This window comes from Erythrobacter sp. JB3-1, from assembly GCF_057364995.1.
On sequence record NZ_CP200289.1, the window covers coordinates 900,391 to 919,204 of the forward strand.

At 60.0% G+C, this 18,814-nt stretch carries 18 protein-coding genes and 1 pseudogene; 11 read left to right on the plus strand and 8 right to left on the minus strand.

The window, feature by feature from the left end; translation table 11 throughout:
• Positions 1 to 48: 48 nt before the first annotated feature.
• Both ribA and AC0V6M_RS04175 read left to right on the plus strand, forming a co-directional pair.
• Positions 49 to 1,047 carry a GTP cyclohydrolase II gene (gene ribA, locus AC0V6M_RS04170; protein ID WP_486137601.1) on the plus strand — a complete coding sequence of 333 codons (999 nt, stop codon included), beginning with the start codon at positions 49 to 51 and terminating at the stop codon, positions 1,045 to 1,047.
• Positions 1,044 to 1,544: a GNAT family N-acetyltransferase gene (locus tag AC0V6M_RS04175; protein ID WP_486137602.1), complete on the plus strand. Its 501-nt coding sequence runs from the start codon at positions 1,044 to 1,046 to the stop codon at positions 1,542 to 1,544. The genes ribA and AC0V6M_RS04175 overlap by 4 nt, the downstream gene beginning before the upstream one ends.
• 11 nt (positions 1,545 to 1,555) lie before the next feature.
• Here the strand turns inward: AC0V6M_RS04175 and AC0V6M_RS04180 are convergent, their stop codons facing one another.
• Positions 1,556 to 2,497: a right-handed parallel beta-helix repeat-containing protein gene (locus AC0V6M_RS04180; protein ID WP_486137603.1), complete on the minus strand. Its 942-nt coding sequence runs from the start codon at positions 2,495 to 2,497 to the stop codon at positions 1,556 to 1,558.
• Between the two features lie 191 nt (positions 2,498 to 2,688).
• Here AC0V6M_RS04180 and AC0V6M_RS04185 point away from each other — a divergent pair, with 191 nt between their 5' ends.
• From AC0V6M_RS04185 to AC0V6M_RS04210, 6 genes are all read left to right on the plus strand, one after another.
• Entirely contained in the window at positions 2,689 to 3,042 is a 354-nt protein-coding gene (locus AC0V6M_RS04185; protein WP_486137604.1) for a hypothetical protein, read from the plus strand.
• 8 nt (positions 3,043 to 3,050) lie between these two features.
• On the plus strand, positions 3,051 to 3,359 hold the full coding sequence (locus tag AC0V6M_RS04190; protein ID WP_486137605.1) for a hypothetical protein: 309 nt from the start codon (positions 3,051 to 3,053) through the stop codon (positions 3,357 to 3,359).
• A gap of 35 nt (positions 3,360 to 3,394) precedes the next feature.
• Complete coding sequence (locus AC0V6M_RS04195) at positions 3,395 to 4,582, plus strand: acyl-CoA dehydrogenase family protein (RefSeq protein ID WP_486137606.1); 1,188 nt, start codon at positions 3,395 to 3,397, stop codon at positions 4,580 to 4,582.
• Between the two features lie 205 nt (positions 4,583 to 4,787).
• The gene (locus AC0V6M_RS04200) at positions 4,788 to 6,020 is read left to right on the plus strand and encodes a CoA transferase (RefSeq protein ID WP_486137607.1); all 1,233 of its coding nucleotides are present in this window, start codon (positions 4,788 to 4,790) and stop codon (positions 6,018 to 6,020) included.
• A 103-nt stretch (positions 6,021 to 6,123) separates the two neighbouring features.
• On the plus strand, positions 6,124 to 7,350 hold the full coding sequence (locus AC0V6M_RS04205; protein ID WP_486137608.1) for an acetyl-CoA C-acetyltransferase: 1,227 nt from the start codon (positions 6,124 to 6,126) through the stop codon (positions 7,348 to 7,350).
• Complete coding sequence (locus AC0V6M_RS04210; RefSeq protein WP_486137609.1) at positions 7,350 to 8,201, plus strand: HTD2 family dehydratase; 852 nt, start codon at positions 7,350 to 7,352, stop codon at positions 8,199 to 8,201. Before AC0V6M_RS04205 ends, AC0V6M_RS04210 begins: the two co-directional genes overlap by 1 nt.
• Positions 8,202 to 8,208: 7 nt before the next feature.
• On the opposite strand, the gene AC0V6M_RS04215 is transcribed toward AC0V6M_RS04210, so the two are convergent.
• From AC0V6M_RS04215 to ppk2, 3 genes and pseudogenes are all read right to left on the minus strand, one after another.
• Complete coding sequence (locus AC0V6M_RS04215) at positions 8,209 to 8,409, minus strand: type II toxin-antitoxin system antitoxin (RefSeq protein WP_486137610.1); 201 nt, start codon at positions 8,407 to 8,409, stop codon at positions 8,209 to 8,211.
• Positions 8,410 to 8,431: 22 nt separating this feature from the next.
• Entirely contained in the window at positions 8,432 to 9,349 is a 918-nt protein-coding gene (locus AC0V6M_RS04220) for an SPFH domain-containing protein (protein ID WP_486137611.1), read from the minus strand.
• A gap of 56 nt (positions 9,350 to 9,405) precedes the next feature.
• A pseudogene (ppk2, locus tag AC0V6M_RS04225) lies at positions 9,406 to 10,180 on the minus strand (polyphosphate kinase 2).
• 64 nt (positions 10,181 to 10,244) lie between these two features.
• On the opposite strand from ppk2, the gene phhA reads away from it, so the two are divergent.
• On the plus strand, positions 10,245 to 11,183 hold the full coding sequence (phhA, locus tag AC0V6M_RS04230; RefSeq protein ID WP_486137612.1) for a phenylalanine 4-monooxygenase: 939 nt from the start codon (positions 10,245 to 10,247) through the stop codon (positions 11,181 to 11,183).
• Positions 11,184 to 11,322: 139 nt separating this feature from the next.
• Here phhA and AC0V6M_RS04235 read toward each other — a convergent pair whose 3' ends face one another.
• The 4 genes from AC0V6M_RS04235 to AC0V6M_RS04250 form a co-directional block, all read right to left on the minus strand.
• Positions 11,323 to 11,574: a hypothetical protein gene (locus AC0V6M_RS04235; RefSeq protein ID WP_486137613.1), complete on the minus strand. Its 252-nt coding sequence runs from the start codon at positions 11,572 to 11,574 to the stop codon at positions 11,323 to 11,325.
• Positions 11,575 to 11,595: 21 nt separating this feature from the next.
• Positions 11,596 to 12,441 (minus strand): undecaprenyl-diphosphate phosphatase, encoded by an 846-nt coding sequence (locus AC0V6M_RS04240; protein ID WP_486137614.1) that lies wholly within the window; start codon positions 12,439 to 12,441, stop codon positions 11,596 to 11,598.
• Positions 12,442 to 12,482: 41 nt separating this feature from the next.
• The gene (locus AC0V6M_RS04245) at positions 12,483 to 14,681 is read right to left on the minus strand and encodes a M13 family metallopeptidase (protein WP_486137615.1); all 2,199 of its coding nucleotides are present in this window, start codon (positions 14,679 to 14,681) and stop codon (positions 12,483 to 12,485) included.
• A 271-nt stretch (positions 14,682 to 14,952) separates the two neighbouring features.
• Entirely contained in the window at positions 14,953 to 16,683 is a 1,731-nt protein-coding gene (locus tag AC0V6M_RS04250) for an ABC transporter transmembrane domain-containing protein (RefSeq protein ID WP_486139563.1), read from the minus strand.
• Positions 16,684 to 17,056: 373 nt separating this feature from the next.
• Here AC0V6M_RS04250 and AC0V6M_RS04255 point away from each other — a divergent pair, with 373 nt between their 5' ends.
• Both AC0V6M_RS04255 and AC0V6M_RS04260 read left to right on the plus strand, forming a co-directional pair.
• Positions 17,057 to 18,304 (plus strand): polyhydroxyalkanoate depolymerase, encoded by a 1,248-nt coding sequence (locus tag AC0V6M_RS04255; protein ID WP_486137616.1) that lies wholly within the window; start codon positions 17,057 to 17,059, stop codon positions 18,302 to 18,304.
• A 116-nt stretch (positions 18,305 to 18,420) separates the two neighbouring features.
• Positions 18,421 to 18,813 carry a RidA family protein gene (locus tag AC0V6M_RS04260; RefSeq protein ID WP_486137617.1) on the plus strand — a complete coding sequence of 131 codons (393 nt, stop codon included), beginning with the start codon at positions 18,421 to 18,423 and terminating at the stop codon, positions 18,811 to 18,813.
• The last annotated feature ends 1 nt before the right edge of the window (position 18,814 follow it).

Consider the following 18,814-nt stretch of genomic DNA (forward strand, 5'->3'; position numbering starts at 1 on the left):
GCTCGGCGCGCGGCGCAAGCGGTCGATGCCCTGCGCCATGGCTGGCCCTTGGCCTTTGTCGGCGGGCCGGTCCTGCTCCCAGTAGAAACCGCGATCGCGCGGGAGGCCACCGCCCCGCAAATGCTGATTTCAGCGGCACGGGCCGCGACCTTAAAGCTTGCCAATCAGCGCGCCGCCGCTGTCCCGCATGCCCCAGTGCTGATCTGCGGCGGGGAGCCTTTTGGCCTGCGCGAGGCATTGCCGATTGCGGACCCGGCGCTGGATCTGCGCAATCCTCTGAAGGGACCCTTTCGCGCAGAAGACTTAGACTGGGAAGAGACCGCCGCCGCCGCGCTTGAGCTGGCGCGGATCGCGGGGATATTGCCCGCCTTTCTGGTCAATCCCGACAATGCCGGCGAGGCGCAAAGCATCGCCGCGACCGACCTTGCCCATTATTCCGAAACTGGCGCGCTCAGCATCGCGACCCGGGCGCGGCTGCCGGTGAGCGCGAGTGAAACAGCGGAGATTGTCGCCTTCCGCTCCAGTGCCGATACGCGCGAGCATGTGGCCCTGATCATTGGCACGCAAAACGGCGACAAACAGCCGCTGGTCCGCCTCCATTCCGAATGCCTTACCGGCGATATCCTCGGCAGCCTCAAATGCGATTGCGGGCCTCAGCTTGACGCCGCGCTGGCCGCCATGGCCGACGAGGCTGCATCGGGCGGTTGGGGCGTACTGCTGTATTTGCGGCAAGAGGGCCGCGGCATCGGCCTCATCAACAAGCTGCGCGCCTACAGCCTGCAAGACGCCGGGTTTGACACAGTGGAGGCCAATGAACGCCTCGGCCTGCCCGATGAAGCGCGTGATTTTCCTGTGGCCGCGCGAATGCTGGAGCTGCTGGGTGCGCGCGCCATCCGGCTGATGACCAACAATCCGCGCAAGGTTGAGGCGCTGACCGCAGCGGGCGTGATTATCAGCGAGCGCGTGCAACATCAGCTGCCCGACAACCCCTTCAACACGCATTACCTGGCGACCAAGCGCGACAAATCAGGGCATTTGCTGAAATGACAGCAATCACGATCCGGCCCGAGGTGTCCGGAGATGAAGGCACGATCCATGCGATCACGGAAGCTGCCTTTCGCCCAATGCCGTTCAGCAATGGCAGCGAGCCCGGCATCATCGATCAATTGCGCGAAGAGGGCGATCTAACGCTGTCCCTGGTCGCGGAGGATGCCGCGCAAATCGTCGGCCATATTGCCTTTTCGCCGGTGACCATCGCGGACGGCGCCACTGGCTGGTATGGCCTCGGCCCGGTCGCTGTTCGACCAGAATTGCAGCGGCAGGATATTGGTGGACGGCTGATCCGGCGCGGGATTGCCAATTTGCGGGAGCTTGGCGCGAGCGGCATCGTCCTGATCGGCAGCGCGGAGTATTATCCGCGCTTCGGCTTCAAACATAAGCCGCAGCCGACCTATGCAGGCGGACCTGCGGAGTACTTCCAATGTCTGCTGCTGGAAGGCGAATTGCCCAAAGGCGAGGTCAAATACGCGCCCGCATTTGGGTGAGACCTAGAGACTTAGCGCTGTTGGTATTGCGTCACGCCGTCCATCAAACGGTTGCCCGACATCACCACTTTTGATCCGGTCCAATCGGCCAAAAACGCGCTGGAACGGCTGAGGCCGGGCACAAAGCGCGCCTCATTGTTCTGAACCCGCAAGCCATCGGATGGATGGATTACCGTCTCTGCGCCTAGCGCAATAAAGGCGGAATAGTTCTCCTTATCGCGGCCTTGCACAAACCAATTGCCGGTGATCGTGCCGCGCGCACCGGCAGGCAGGTCGATCATATAATTGGTCCCGCGCCCGCTCGCATCGTCGAACGAATTGCCCCGGATCGTCACCTTGCCCGAGCGTGCCTTCACATAATGCCCGCCCGTTCCGCGTTCGAAGCGGCTGTCGACCACGGATAGCTCGCCATAATTGCCGACATAGATCGAATGCGCGCAGCCAGCCGAATGCTCGCAAGTGCCAAGCCCGCTAAAGGTTGAGCGGGCGATATAGATGAAACCGCGCGCATCATCGGCGGTGAGGATTCCTTGCTGGCTGTCTTCGAAGCGCGAATAGGCAATGTTGAGACTGCCCCGTTCAAGCCGGATCCCAGCGCCATTGCCATCACCGACAGAAATGCCGCGGAATGTAATCCCGCGAATCTCCGCGCCCACACCGCGCAGCACCAGCGCCGCTTTGCCTTCACAGGCGGTGCGTTCAAAAACGGCGCTGCCCGCCTTTTCCGCTGTGTAAGTGATCACGCCCGCTTGCTGAACCGCACATTGGCGATAGGTGCCCGGAGCCACTGATATGGTTGCCTTACCCGATCCGACCGCGCTTACAGCACTTTGCAGCGACCCATAGGAACGTCCGGTCTCGACAATGGTGAAATCTCCGCCGCCCTGTTGAGCGACAGCGGAAGGAGCCCAAATTGCTAGGGCGAGGGCAGATGCAGCGAGTTTTTTGTTCATGAACACAATAATAGCAGCACCTTGGCCCCGCGCCGCTGAGCAATCGCCCAACGTCCCTGCGCGGTACAACTATCGGCCAGAATATTGAATTCGCGCTTGGCGTTCGGGGCCTCAGGCGGCTACACCAGCGCCGGGCAAGGGTGGGGACACGCCCTACCAAAACAAATCAGGGTCACTCAGGAGGAAAACCCATGAAGAAACTAACAAGCATGATCGCTGTGGCTGGAGCCACTCTCGCACTCGCCGCCTGCGGCAGCGCGGACGATGCATCGGTGGATGCGACCGCTGATACGGTTGAAATGCCAGCGGATGATGCGCTTGAGCCAATCGTAGACGAGCCGGTTGAGGACGCCGCAGCGGTTGCTGAAGACATTGATCCAGCGGACACTGCCGTTGACGAGGCAACCGCCACCGAAGCAGCAGATGCAGCCGCAGTGGTTGCCGACGAAGCAGCAGCCGCAGCCGAAGCCGCCGAAGCGGCCAGCTCGAGCCTGGATGAAGTCGTGGACGCGGCGGAAAATGCTGCTGAAGCCGTTACCGAGTAATCCACTCAATGATCGGGAAGCGGGCATTGGCAGATCGCAGCGAAAACAGCCGCGCCGCCGCCCGCTTCCCATTTTTGCGCGCCGCGATAGGCGCGCCGATCTCGCTGGTTCTGGCTGCTTGCGGCGGCGGAAGCAGTGATACGGGCCCCGGAGCAGTGAGCGAAGGCGAGGCCCAAGCGCTCGATGAAGCCGCTGAAATGCTGGATGAGCGGCGCCTGCCGCCAGAGGTGCTGCCCACAGCTGCGCCCGTCGTTCCAGACCCATCTGAAACAACCGGCGAAAACGCAGAAGAAAGCACAAGCGACAATCCGCAATAGCTCCCCCGCATAAGCGCAAAAGGACGATACCGATAATGAGTGCAGGCCAAGCCAACGCTGGAATGGATCACGACACGTTTGAGCAATTCGCCGAGCAACTCGACCGCTATGTCAAAGAGCGCCTCATCCCGGCGGAAAACGACGTCATCGAAAACGATGCGATCCCGCCAGAGATTGTCGATGAAATGCGCGATATGGGCCTGTTCGGGATTTCCGTACCCGAAGAATATGGCGGCGCTGGCCTCAACACCCGGCAATATGCCCGCGTCGTCAACGCGATGAGCTACGCTGCGCCCGCCTATCGATCGATCTTCTCAATCAATGTCGGGATGTTTGCGAGTGCACTCAAGAACGGCGCCACCGAGGCGCAGCGGGCCGAATGGTATCCGAAACTGGTCGAAGGCAAGATCGCTTGCTTTGGCCTGACCGAACCGGGCTCGGGCAGCGACAGCGCCGGCCTGCAAACCAGTGCGACCCCTGATCCCGATGGCAATGGCTGGGTGCTGAATGGCACTAAACGCTACATCACCAATGCGCCGCATGCCGATGTCGCCTTGATCATGGCGCGGACCGAAAAAGAGAATCTGCCCAAAAACGCCCATGTCAGCGCGTTTCTGGTGCCGATGGACACTCCAGGAATTTCAACCGGCTCGCCGGACAAGAAGATGGGCCAGTCCGGCAGCCATATCTCCGACATCATGCTCGATGATGTGAAAGTGCCCGGTAATGCTTTGCTAGGCGGAGAAACCGGCAAGGGTTTCCGCTTTGCGATGCAGAGCCTCGACAATGGCCGCATTTCAGTGGGCGCGGCGGCGACAGGATATGCCCGGCGCGCTCTCAATTCCGCCCTGCGCTATGCCAATGAACGCCAAGCCTTTGGCGAGCCAATTGCCCGCTTCCAATTGATCCAAGCGATGCTGGCCGACAGCGAAACCGAAATTTACGCCGCCGAATGCATGATGCGCGATGTGACCGAACGCGCGGACCGCGGTGAGAATATCATCACCAAGGCGGCCGCATTCAAAGTCTTCGCTTCGGAAATGTGCGGCCGTGTGGTCGACAGGGTCGTGCAGATTTATGGCGGCGCGGGCTACCTCGCTGAATATGACGCAGAGCGCTTCTACCGCGATGCGCGGATTTACCGGATTTACGAGGGCACCACGCAAATTCTTCAGCTTCAGATTGCCAAGCATATGCTGCGCGAGTGGGATGCAGCTTCTTGATCCGCGTGCCGTAGCTACCCGCGCCCTCCACGGATTGTTTCATATGCGGTTTGGGCATCCGCCCAAACCTTCTGCACCAGCCCACTCCCTCCACCCTGCCACCCGGATCGTATCCGAAACTGTTCCGGGTGGCAGGGTGGAGGGAGTGGGCGGCTTGGCCAAGGGCAGGATGGATATCCTGCCCGCACCGCGATAAGACACTCATATGTACCAACTCCTCAACGACCTCTCGATCGTCGAAGTCTCCAGCTTCGTTGCATCGCCAACCGCTGGCCTGTATTGCGCGCAAATGGGTGCCGAGGTGATCCGCGTCGATCACAAGGCGGGCGGGCTCGATTATGATCGCTACATGCTGACCGAGGAAGGCCGCAGCCTGTCGTGGGAGAACCTCAACCGCGCCAAAAAATCGGTCGCGCTCGATCTGCGTTCTGGCGAAGGGCGCGAGCTGTGCGTCGAGCTGGCCGCGAAAACCGGGCAGTGCATCACCAATCTGCCGGAAAAGAGCTTCCTCAGCCACGCCGCGATGCAGGCGAAGCGTGGCGATATGATCAGCGTGCGCATCATGGGTTGGCACGATGGCAGGCAGGCAATGGACTTTACCGTCAACGCCGCCGCTGGATATCCGCTGATGACGGGACCGGAAGAATGGGATGCCAAGACCGCGCCGCCGGTTAGCCAGCCTTTGCCCGCATGGGACTTTATCACCGGTGCCTATTCGGCCTTTGCTTTGATGTCGGGGCTCCATAATCGCGCAGCGACCGGGCAAGGCGCAGAAATGCGCGTGCCCCTGGGCGATGTCGCGATTGGGACGATGGCGAATTCGGGCACTCTTGCCGAAATGCTTTATCGCGGATCGGATCGCGAGCGGCTGGGCAATGCAATCTGGGGCGCGTTTGGGCGCGATTTTCAGACCAAATGCGGCACCCGCTTTATGGTCGCGGCGCTCACACCCAAGCAATGGACTGGCCTGGTCAAGGCATTCGATGTGGCGGCGAAAATCACCGCGCTTGAGACTGAGTTGGGCCTTGATTTCAACGCCGGTGACCGGCCTAGGTTTGAGAACCGCCACCGCCTGTTCGACCTGTTCCAAAGTGCAGCGGAAACCCAAGACTATGCGGCGCTTTCTGCCCGCATGGCGGCCGAGAGCTGCACCTTTGAGAAATACCGCTCGCACCATGAGGCCTCAACCGACCCGGTACTGGTGGACGACAATCCGCTGTTCGGACCATCGCCTGCGAACCCATCGGGCTTCGAATATCCGGCGACCCGCAGCTTTGCGAACATGCCGGAGCATGAGGCCGGAGACCCCGCGCCTGCGCCTTTCCTTGGACAGCACAGCGAAGAGGTGCTCGCTGAGCGGCTCGGCCTATCATCAGGCGCTATTGCTAAGCTGGTGGATGCAGGAACTGTGGCCCTCTCAGATAAAGACCGCGCCTAGAAACCGCATGTGCTGAGCTTGTCGAAGCACTGCACTTTCTTCTAGCTGCGTGCACAAAGTGAAGAGCAGCCCTTCGACAAGCTCAGGGCAAACGGAGATTTGAATGTCGAGAAGAGCAGCCATCGTTTCCCCCCTTCGCACCCCCGTGGGCAAATTTCTGGGCGGGCTCTCCAGCCTCGATGCCGGGCAATTGGGCGCAGTCATTCTCAAGGCTCTGATAGACCGCAGCCGGGTTGATCCGGCCCGCGTCGACGACGTCGTGTTCTCCCAAGGATACGGCAATGGCGAAGCGCCCGCGATTGGTCACTGGGCCTGGCTCGCGGCGGGCCTGCCGCTCGAAGTGCCGGGATATCAGCTCGACCGCCGCTGCGGCTCTGGCCTGCAAGCAGTCGCCAATGCGGCGATGATGGTTGAGACCGGGATGGCCGACGTTGTGGTTGCGGGCGGGTGCGAGAGCATGTCGAACGTGGAGCATTACACCATCCAAGGGCGCGGCGGGGCGCGCATGGGCGACATCACCCTGCATGATCGCCTGTCCCGCGGGCGGCTGATGAGCCAGCCCATTGAACGCTTTGGCGTGATCACCGGCATGATAGAGACGGCCGAAAACCTCGCCAAGGATTATGAAATCACCCGTGAGCAGGCCGACGCTTTTGCGGTGCGCAGCCACCAAAACGCCGCCGCCGCGTGGGAGGCCGGCAAGTTCGATGAGCAATTGGTGACAGTCGATGTGCCGCAGCGACGCGGCGACCCCGTGACGGTCGCGCGCGACGAAGGTTTCCGCGCTGATGCAACAGAAGAGAGCCTCGCGAAATTGCGCGCGCTTGACCTGAAGCGTGATCCGGACGCCATTGTTACCGCTGGCAATGCCAGTCAGCAAAACGACGCGGCGGCGGCGTGTCTGGTTGTGGCCGAGGACAAGCTTGAGGAATTGGGCCTAGAGCCGAGCCTATGGTTTGGCGGATGGGCGGCGGCAGGCTGTGACCCGAGCCGCATGGGCATTGGCCCCGTTCCAGCGACGCAGCGCCTGTTCGAACGGCGCGGCTACGGCTGGGACGACATAGACCTCGTCGAGCTAAACGAGGCCTTTGCGCCGCAAGTGCTGGCAGTGCTCAAGGGCTGGGGCTGGTCCGAGGATGACAACCGCCGCGAGATCCTCAACGTCAATGGTTCGGGCATTTCGCTCGGCCACCCCATAGGCGCGACCGGCGGACGCATTCTTGCCGACATGGCCGCAGAGATGCATCGGCGCGGCGCGCGGTACGGGCTGGAGACGATGTGCATTGGCGGCGGGCAAGGCATCGCTGCCGTATTTGAGCGAGCAGTCTGATGAGCGAATGGAACGCATGGATCGGGCGCGAGCAGCGCAGCTCTGACCGGCTTGACGAGGGGCTGGCCGCGCGCTGGCTGGCGACATTTGATCTGCCAAAGCCAGAGCCTGCGCTGATGCCCCAAGGCATTCATTTGGCGCTGTGTACGCCCGATGCGCCAACCGCGAGCCTGGGCGAAGATGGCCATCCCGCCCGTGATGACAGCGCGAGCAGCTTCTTACCGCCGGTACCAATGCCGCGCCGGATGTGGGCCTCCAGCGCGATCAAATTCGTCTCGCCGATTCCCCTTGGCGCGAGCATTGCGCGCACCAGCCGAGTGTTATCAGTCGATGCAAAATCGGGCGGGTCGGGCGAGCTAGTGTTCGTCAACGTCGGACACGAGACGAGCGCGAACGGCACGCTCGCCGTTAGCGAAACGCAGACCTTGGTGTTCCGCGAGGCGGCACCGGCAAATGCACCGCTCTCGCCGCCGCCGCTTGGCGAAGGCGCATTCGATCCTTCTGAGTGGGAAGCGCACCGGGAGCTAAAGCCGGACCCGCGGCTGCTGTTTCGATACTCCGCGCTGACCTTCAACTCGCACCGTATTCACTATGATGCGCCCTATGCCGAGACACAGGAGCGTTACCGCGGTTTGGTCGTGCACGGGCCGCTAACCGCGTCACTGTTATTGCAATTGGCGGCGCGCGAGCTGGGTGAAAACAAGCTGCGCAGTTTCAACTTTCGCGGGGCATCGCCAGCGGTCGCGGATGAACCGCTACACCTTGTGATGCGGCGATCTGATGATGGCTATGAAATGGGCGCCTTTGCCGCCGATGGCCGCCAAGTCACAAAGGCCAAGGCGAGCACCTAAGCCCGCCCTAGTCCTGCTTCGGCGGCCGCCCGCGGCGGGGCGGCTCGCTCTTTTCCAGCTTAATCCCGCGTGCTGATAAAGCCTCGCGCAGGAGCATTTCAATCTCGGCATTGGCCGAGCGCAATTCGGCGGCAGCGAGGCGCTCTATCGCCGCATGCACCGCCGGATCGAGTCTCAGCGCAAAAGCCTTTTTCTTCGGTGCAGCCATGGCTGCCTCCCGTTGTCACGGTTTATTGGTAGAGCGTACCGGCGTTGACGACTGGCTGTGCTTCGCGGTCACCGCACAGGACAATCATCAGGTTGGACACCATCGCCGCGCGGCGCTCATCATCGAGTTCAACGATGCCATCGCTAGAGAGCTTGGACAGCGCATCTTCAACCATGCCGACCGCGCCGATCACCACCTTCTTGCGCGCAGCGATCACCGCATCGGCTTGCTGACGGCGCAGCATGGCACCGGCGATTTCCGGCGCGTAGGCGAGGTGAGTCAGGCCCGCTTCATCGACGATAATCCCGGCAACGATCAGCCGCTCATTGAGCTCCTCGCGCAGTTCCGCGTTCACGATATCGGCGCTGCCGCGCAGGGTCGTTTCGTCCTCATCCGACATATCATCATAGGGATGGCGCGCGCCCACGGTGCGCAGCCCTGCCTCGATCTGAATGTTCACAAACTCTTTGTAATCATCGACATCAAACACCGCCTGCGCGCTGTCGGAGACACGCCACACGACATTGCAAGCAACCTCAATCGGGTTGCCGCGCAGATCGTTGATCTTGACCTTCTCAGAGTGGATGTTGTGCGCGCGCACGCTGACTTTCTTCTTGATCATCCACGGCCAGACCCATTGCAGGCCCTCTTTGCGCACGGTGCCGCGATATTCGCCAAACAGGGTGATCACCGCTGCCTGATTGGGCTGGATCATGAAAAAGCCGATTGCGCCAATCAGTACAACTAGAATTCCCAGCGCGATTGTGCCGACAAACGCCAGCTTTTCTGGCTTGGTCGCGCCGCTTTCGGGCACGGCGCCAAAGATGACGAAGAGCACCAAGGCCGTAACCGCAGCCAGCACCGCGAGCATGACGTAGCCACTATAGGCCGATCCCGCTCGCTCGCTGCTGCGGGTCATAATGTTGGGTGTGTCGGACATTTCATGCCTCCTCTGATATAATTACAATATCATATTTATATCATCAAGCAATTTTGTCAATCTGAATCGGGAAAGTCGGCAATCGGCTCGATCACGCCGTAGCTTTCCACCTTGGGCGCGCGGCTCAGCGCCGGAAAGTCGATCTCTGGCGGCTCAACATGCGTATCCGGCAAACGGTCGAGCAGATCACGAATCAGTGTGAGCCGCCCACGCTTCTGATCGTTGAAATCCACCAAGGTCCATGACGCATGATCGGTATGCGTTGCGCGCAGCATGGCCTCGCGGGCGCGGGTATAATCATCATATTTCTCGCGCGCGGCCAGATCGACCGGCGACAATTTCCAGCGTTTGAGCGGGTCTTCCAGCCGCTCAGCCAGACGCTCCTCCTGCCGCTCCTGGTCCGTTGTCAGCCAATATTTGAACAACAGAATGCCATCATCGGTCAGCATTTTTTCAAACACGGGCGCCTGCTCCAAAAAGGCGGCGACCTGAGCCTTGTTTGCATAGCCCATTACATCTTCCACGCCCGCGCGGTTGTACCAGCTCGCGATCGAACAGCACGATCTCACCCGCGCAGGGCAGATGCGCGATATAGCGCTGGAAATACCACTGTGTCTGCTCTTCCTCGGTCGGCTTGCTCAACGCGACGGTGCGGCATTGGCGCGGGTTGAGCTTGTCTCGAACCGCCCGGATCGCGCCGCCCTTGCCAGCGGTGTCGCGCCCTTCAAACAACACCACGATCCGCGCGCCTGTTGTGCGCGCCCAGCGCGCCATTCCAACCAGCTCCTCGGTCAGCGGCTCCAGCGCCTCGCGAAATTTCTTACCCTTCATGCGCCTGCCTCTCTTGAGCGATTTACCCTTGCACTATCCCGGTGGTAGTCCAAATCTGAAGGCTATGGCTACACTAAGCGAACCTGAAACCGATTTTGCGCGCCTCCCCGAACTGCCGGAGGATGTTTTTACCGCGCCGCTAAAGAAACCTGACCATTTGGGTGAGGATTGGATTGAGCCGGTGCAGGCGCATTACCGATCAGAAGATCACGCGATCTGGAACGACCTGTTTGCGCGCCAGATGAAGGTGCTACCCGGACGCGCGGCGAGCGCCTTTATGGCGGGCCTGGAAAAGCTCGATCTGGGGCGCGGCGGCGTACCGGAATTTGGCAAATTGTCAGAGGAATTGAATGCATTGACCGGCTGGACAGTTGTGCCGGTCCCGATGCTGATCCCCGATCACGTGTTCTTCTGGCACCTCGCCAATCGCCGCTTTCCAGCGGGCAATTTCATCCGCTCGCGCGAGACCTTCGACTACATCCAGGAACCCGACGTGTTCCACGATGTGTTCGGCCATGTGCCGTTGCTGACCGACCCGGTGTTCGCCGACTACATGCAGGAATACGGCCGCGCCGGATGGAAGGCGATGCGCTACAACCGCCTAAAGGCGCTGGGCGCGCTCTATTGGTACACGGTTGAGTTCGGGCTGCTCGAAGAGGCGGACGGCATCAAGGCTTACGGCGCTGGTATATTGTCCGGCCCCACAGAGGTGGTGTTTGCGACCGAAGCGAAGAGCCCCAACCGCATCATGCTCAATGTCGACCGGGCCATGCGCACCGATTATGTGATCAGCGATCTGCAGCCGACATACTTTGTGATCGAGAGCTTCGAAGACCTCTATCGCCAGACGGTGGAGCGCGATTTTGACCGGCTCTATCGCAGCTTAGCTGCCAGCTTCACCTATGCGAACAGCGCGGTGATCGATGTCGATAATGTGGTGAACCGCGGATCACAGGAATACCACCTGCGCGGCGGGCGCGGGAGCAATGCGAGTCCTATATAACCTCAAACGCCGGCGGCTGCATCCGCAGCCTTGGCTTTTCCTCGCTCATGCGACCTGAAGGTCGCGTCGCTGCGGGCGGGCTCAAGACCCTTGCACTCGCCTTCGGCTCGCGAAATCCCTCTCGGCTGAGAACCTTCTTCTAAAACTTCACCACGAAGATGAGGTTATACGCCGCGAGCACGACCAGCGCCGCGAGTGCAGCCACGCCCAGCGCCAGCCAGCCGAGCGCCCCAAACAGCGCGCCGCCATTCATAACCAGCCCGCCAATCGCGCTCGCCAGCAGGCCCAACCCGATGTTCCGGAAAATGCCGCCCGCGTCCTCTGTGCGGGCCAGGATTGAGGCGAACCAGCCGAGCAGCGCGCCCATCACGATCAATATGAGAATTGCCATTAGTCGCTCCCTCTGGTCCGCTTAAAACAGCGCTAGCAATGCAGCACCCATCGCGATGCGATAGATCACAAAGACCAGCATTGATGCCTTTTTCAGGAAGTTCATCAGGAACGCCATTGTCAAAAATGCCGCGATGAATGTGAGAACGCCGGCAATCAGCGCGTCCCACGCCAGCGTTGCCCCAGCCTCAAAAATCTCCGGCACAATCAACACACCGGCTCCCGCAACCGCAGGGATCGAAAGCAGGAAGGAAAAGCGCGCCGATTCAAACCGGCTGTACCCCAGAGCGCGGGCCGCCGTCATGGTAACGCCCGACCGGCTCGTGCCCGGTATGATCGCCAGCGCCTGCGCGAGACCAACAAGCAAGCCGTCGCGCCACGTCATGTTTTCAAACACCTTATCCTCGCGCCCAAAAAAGTCGGCGACGCCAAGCAGCATACCGTAGAAAATGAGGTTGAAAGCGATCAGATCAGTGAAGCGGATCGAGGCCATCAAATCACCATCAACAATGGTGACGCCAAACACGCTTTCCGCAAATCCATTGAACAGGCCCATCTTGATCGACAGGCCAAACACGACCGCCGGGATCGTGCCCAGCACAATCCACCAGAACAATTTGCGCGCCTCTGGGGCCTGCCCAATCCCAATGCTGGCAAATCCGCCGCGCGCGAGCACGACCACATCCTTGAAGAAATAGACGATGATGGCGAGCAGAGACCCGACATGGACCGCCACATCGATCAGCGGGCCCTGATCCGAAAAGTCGGTCAGATAGGGGATCAGGATCAGGTGACCTGACGAAGAAATCGGCAGGAATTCCGTGATTCCCTGGACAACCGCGATCAGGAGTAATTGAAGGAAAGTCATGGCCCGCGGTCCAAGACTGAACCGCGGGCCAAGTCAACACTCTACCAGATTTTCACGCGCTCTTCTGGTGGGATATACATCGCGTTGTCTTCGGTGACGCCAAAGGCTTCGTACCAAGCGTCCAGATTGCGCACGACGCCGTTCACCCGGTATTCCTCTGGGCTGTGCGCGCCGGTGCGCAGACGCAGGCGGTAGTTCTCTTCACGCTGCGCCGAGCGCCAGACCTGCGCCCAGGCGAGGAAGAACCGCTGATCGCCAGTAAAGCCGTCAATCACCGGCACGTCTTTGCCTGCAGTGGCGATCTTATAAGCACGGTAAGCAAGCGACAGCCCGCCAACATCGCCGATATTTTCACCCAGCGTCAGGCGGCCGTTTACGCAGGTTTCGCCTTCATCGAACGGGCAGAACGCGCTGTATTGCGCAACCAAAGCATCGCCGCGCTGGTCAAAGGCGGCGCGGTCTTCGTCGGTCCACCAATTGCGCAGCTTGCCGGTGCCATCAGACTTGGAGCCTTGGTCGTCGAAACCATGGCCAATTTCGTGACCGATCACCCCGCCAATCGCGCCATAATTGACTGCAATATCCGCGCTCACGCCAAAGAATGGCTGCTGCAAAATAGCCGCCGGGAACACGATCTCGTTCTTGGTCGGGTTGTAATAAGCATTGACCGTTTGCGGGGTCATAAACCACTCGGTCCGGTCGATCGGCCCGCCCAGCTTGGCGATGTTGTCAGCGAGGTTCCAAGCCCCCGCCGCAATCGCATTTTCCAGCGGTTTGTCAGCGGTCATCTCAAGACCGGGATAGGTCTCCAGATTGTCGCGGTAGCCGATCTTGGGATCGAAACTATCGAGCTTTGCTTTGGCCTCGACCTTGGTTTCCGCGCCCATCCAATCGATTTCTTCGATGGATTGCGCCATGGCGAGGCGCAGATTGGCGACCAGCTCGTCCATCGCGGCTTTGTTTTCAGCCGGGAAATATCGCTCGACATAGCTCTTGCCGACGAGCTCGCCCAAGGCGCCCTCGGTGGCATCAATCGCGCGCTTCCAACGCGGGCGCTGCTCTGGCGTGCCGCGCAGTTTCTTGCCGAAAAATTCAAAGCTCGCCGTGTCAAAACGGGTCGGCAGAACGGCGGAATTGTCCGAGAGGAATTCTTTGATCGTCCACGCCTGAAGCGTCGCCAAATCGGTTTCAGACAGCACTTCAAACATGCCGGGCAGGCCTTTGCCGATCTTGGCAACGGTCGCCTCATCCAGGCCCAGCTCTTTGATCCGCTCTTCGCTCGGCGGGATGGTGCCCACGACATAAATCGGCGATTTTGACAGGCCGATTTTGTCCATGATCGCGCCCACCGGAATATCGCCCGCCATTGCGGCCATTTCTTCCTTGGTCACGGCGTTATAGGTTAGGTCGCGGTTGCGGCTGACGGTGCGGTCCCACAGCACTTCTTTTGCGAGCCGCTCTTCGAACGCATAAACGGCTGCGGTTGCGCCCGCTGGGTCGGCATAGCCGGCCTCGCCAAACAGGAAGGTGAGATAGTCCTTATAGAGCTTGATCGTCTCAAGCCCTTTTTCGCTGGTGTCGGTGTAATAATCGCGGTCTGGCAGACCAATCCCGCCCATGCCGATATAGGCTACATAACGATCGGGCTGCTTCGCATCGACGTTTACAAACCCGCCGATTGGCGATGCATAGCCAGGCGATGCCCACAGCATTGCGAGCTCATCCATCGAGCTCGCCGCAATGATCTTGTTAAAATAAGGCTGCGCCGGAGCAAGGCCAGCGGCATCAATCGCTGCAGTGTCGAGGAACGCGTTGTGCGCATTCACAATCCGCTGCTCGTCATTGCTGAGCGTAGCCGGGTCTTTGGCGACCAGCTCATCAATCAGAGCCTTCACATCGGTAGTGCTCTTCTCGCGCAGCAGGTTGAACGCGCCAAAACGGCTGAATTCCGCTGGCAGTGGGTTCGCATCAAGCCATTTCTGATTGACGTATTTGAAGAAGTCATCACCGGGATCAACGTCGGTCGATATCAGCTGAGGATCAACGCCCCAAGAGCCAAAGCTCATGGTCGGCGTGCTGGGCTCTTGCGCTGCGTCCGCTGCGCCTTCAGCCGCTGTCTCGTCCAGCAGCCTTTCGATGCCAGTGTCCGCATTTGCGTCATGCGCGCCGCCTGCAAGGGCCGGATTGGCGCACATCAGGGCAGCAAGCCCAGCGCTAAGAAGAGCTGTTCGTTTGATCATAATACCAGTCCCGTGGTTATCGTTGTTCAAAATTGTCCGGCATTCTCTTTAAACCGCGCGGGCAAGCAGAGTCGACGTTTGTCCGATTGCGGTCGCAATTGGTCGATTAATTGAGGTTGGGGGAAGTGTTTGTGTTCGAACCGCGCTGCCCACCTCCCCACCCGGTCACCAATGGTAAGCACCAGAATATGGTGGCCTGGTGGGGAGGTGGGCGGCTACGGTCGTGAAACAGAAATCGTGGAGGGCGCGGGTGGCTAGGATGTCCTTAAGGTCACGCCGCTTGGTTGCTCGCAAACTGGAGCTTCGCGAGCCGCGCATAGAGACCGCCCGCTTTCACCAAGGCATCATGCGTGCCTTGCTCGGCAATCTTGCCCTCATCGAGCACGATGATCCGGTCCGCCTTGCGCACGGTCGCCAGCCTGTGAGCGATCACCAATGTCGTGCGATCAACCATCAATTGATCAAGCGCTTGCTGAACCAATTGTTCGCTCTCGGCATCGAGCGCGCTGGTCGCCTCATCCAGCAGCAGGATCGGCGCATCCCTTAGAAGCGCACGCGCAATCGCCAAGCGTTGTTGCTGACCACCCGACAGCTGCGTTCCGCCCTCGCCCAGATCCGTATCGAGACCCTTCGGCAGATCGCGCAGGAAGCTTTCCGCATTGGCAGCGCGCGCGGCCTCCCAAATCGCCTCGTCATCGGCATCCCACCGGCCATAGCGAAGATTATCGCGGGCATTACCGCTGAACAGCACACCGTCCTGCGGCACCAAGGCGAGCCGCTCGCGCAGGTCAGCAGGATCAGCTTTGGTCAGGGGAATCCCGTCCAAGCGAATGGTGCCAGACTGCGGATCGTAAAACCGCTCAACCAGCCGGAAAATGGTTGACTTGCCCGCACCCGATGGGCCGACAATCGCGACCGTCTCGCCCGGCTCAACCTCCAAGGTAAAGTCATGCAGAGCGGCCACCTCTGGGCGGCTGGGATAGCGGAATGTCACATTGCGAAACGACAGATTGCCGCGCGGCGGCGCGGGCAGGGCCTGCGCGCGCTCTGGGCTGGAAATGGTGGGCTTTGCATCGAGCAATTCAGCAAGACGGCTCGCCGCGCCTGCCCCGCGCAATAGGTCACCATACACCTCTGTCAGCGCGCCAAACGCGCCCGCCACCAGGCCACCAGTGATTACAAAGGCGAAGATCGTACCGCCCGAAATAGAGCCGTCGCTGACCGCGATTGCGCCGCGCCACATCAACAAAGTGATCGCACCAAAGATCAGCATAATGATGACCGACGTCATTGCCGCGCGGATCATAATCCGCCGCTTAGCGGTGGCGAATGTCGCCTCTACCGCCTCGCCAAACCGATCCGCCTCGCGCGCCTCTTGATTGAAGCTTTGAACGATCTTCATGCCCGCCAGCACTTCGGTCACCATCGCGCCGACATCAGCCACCCGGTCCTGGCTGGTGCGCGAGACATTGCGCAGCCGCCGCCCGAACACGGTGATCGGGATGATCACTGCCGGGATCACCAGCATCAGACCCATCGTCATTTGCGGCTGGAGGTAAAACAGCAGCGCCGTACCGCCAATCGCCATCAGCGTGTTGCGCAAGGCGATCGACACCGTCGTTCCGACAACCTGCTCAATCACCGCCGTATCCGACGTCATCCGGCTGGAGATTTCTTTCGGGCTGTTCGCCTCATAGAAGCTGGGTGCCTGGCGCAGCAGATTGCGCTGAACCGCGCGGCGGATATCAGCGACCACGCGCTCGCCAATCCAGCTGACGAAATAAAATCTCAGCGCCGTGCCAATGCCCAGAACCACGACGATCATCAGCAGATATTGGAACGCAGAATTGATCTGGGCATTCGTGGCCCCGCCGCCAAACGCCTCATCGATGATCACTTTGAAGCGCCACGGAATGGCCAATGTTGCCGCGGCTGTGATCAACAATGCGATCAGCGCCAATGCGACTTGCGTCGGGTACTGCGCGGCAGTTGAATAGATCATGCGCAGCGGGCGCAAGGATTTTGCCGGTTTCTCGGCGGGCTCGCCAGCCCCCTCATCCGCGCGCGTTTTCCGCCCGCGTCCAAACAGCCCGCGCCTTTGCGGCGGCGCTTCGTCTGATTGTGTGAGATCCCCGTCCATCGAACCGCTCATCTAGGGACAAACCGGCGGGTTTTCACGTGCAAAAATCGCACATTCCCACCGAAACCACCCAAAACTGGTGGAATCGTAAAATATTGTGCATTGCACAATTGTTCATAAAGGCCCACCTATACCCGGTAAGCGCCCGGCGAAGAGGCGCCTTTTTGATACGGGTTCTGGACGACCCGGCGATCTCAGCAGCGACGCTCGCGCTGAGCCACAACAGGGGAACGACTTGCTTTACCACGCCTATGAATTGCAGCGCAGCCGGATGAATTCAGTGAGCTCAATCGCATCCATCAGCTCATCGGTCATGGCCAATCCAGCCAATCCGTTTGCCAAAATGGGCATGATGTCGATGACGGCCAATGCGCTCGACGTGTTCGCCCATGCGACGGCGGATTATGGCAAGCCTGCGTTTGGCATCACCGAGGTCGATGTGGACGGCACGGTGTGGCCAGTGATCGAGGCCACCGTGGTCAACCGCCCGTTTGGCGATCTTAAGCGCTTCCGCCTCGATGGTGTGGACAATGCCGAAGAGAGCACACGTCCGAAAATGCTGATCGTCGCCCCGATGAGCGGCCATTACGCCACCCTGCTGCGCGGCACGGTGGAGCGGATGCTGCAGAAGTTTGAGGTCTACATAACCGATTGGGCCGATGCGAAGACCGTGCCCATGCACGAGGGGCATTTCGACCTCGACACCTATATCGATTACCTCACCGAATTCCTGGAATACATCGAGGCGGTAAAGCCGGGCCAGCGCCCGCATATGCTCGCCGTTTGCCAGCCCTCGGTCCCCGCCTTTGCGACGACCGCGCTGATGAACCAGCACAAATCCCCCGCTGCGCCAGCCACACTCACCATGATGGGCGGGCCAATCGACACGCGCGAAAGCCCGACCAGCGTCAATGATCACGCGATGAAGCGCCCGATCGAATGGTTCCGCAATTCTGTGATCGCCACCGTGCCAATGAAATATCGCGGCGCAGGGCGTAAGGTCTATCCCGGCTTTATGCAGCTGTCCGCCTTCATGAGCATGAACCTGCAAAGCCACATGATGAGCCATTACGAGATGTTCAAACATCTGACCGCTGGCGATGATGACAGCGCGAACGCGACCAAAGACTTCTACGACGAATACCGCGCAGTATGCGACATGACGGCGGAGTTTTACCTCCAGACGGTCGAAGAAGTGTTCCAGAAGCACTCGCTCCCGAACGGCACGTTTGAGCACAAAGGCGAGATCGTCGATCTGACCCAGATCACCGACACCGCTTTGCTCGCCATCGAAGGCGAGCGCGATGATATTTCAGGGATCGGCCAAACCAAGGCCGCGCTGAAACTCGCGACCGGCCTATCCGAGAAAAAGAAGCGCTACTACATGGCCGAAGGCGCCGGGCACTACGGCATCTTCAACGGCAGCCGCTGGCGCACCAAGGTTGCGCCGGTAGTGGAAGAGTTTGTGGCGGCGCATGGGTAGTGATTGCGGCCCCGATGTCCGCTTTCGGCCCAATTGTAGACATAGATCGTTCGTTAATCCGCGCTCTGAAGCGGAAATCTCTTGTCAGACAGCACCGACTTTAAGATGGTCGGGCTATGCCACTTGCTCAGATCAATCCTAAGTCGATTGCACCTCCATTTTCCAACTACTCGCATGCCATCGCCGTTGATTCTGGAATGCGAATGCTTTTCGTTTCTGGGCAGCTTGGCCTCAACAGTGAGGGAGTATTTCTCGCAGGCTTTCGAGCCCAGTTTGAGCAGGCGATGATCAATTTGGAAGCCGTCCTATCGGAGGCTAGGATGACGACTGACAACTTGGTCAAGCTTACTGTTCTCTCAGCCGTCGCTGACGATGAAGCAGTCGAGGCTTATCGAGAGATTCGAGATGAGAGGATCGCAAGGCACGCCCCTGCGGCGCTCTATTCTGTCGTAACCGCATTCACTCACCCAGACATACTGGTGGAGGTCGAAGCAATCGCAGCCAGTTGAT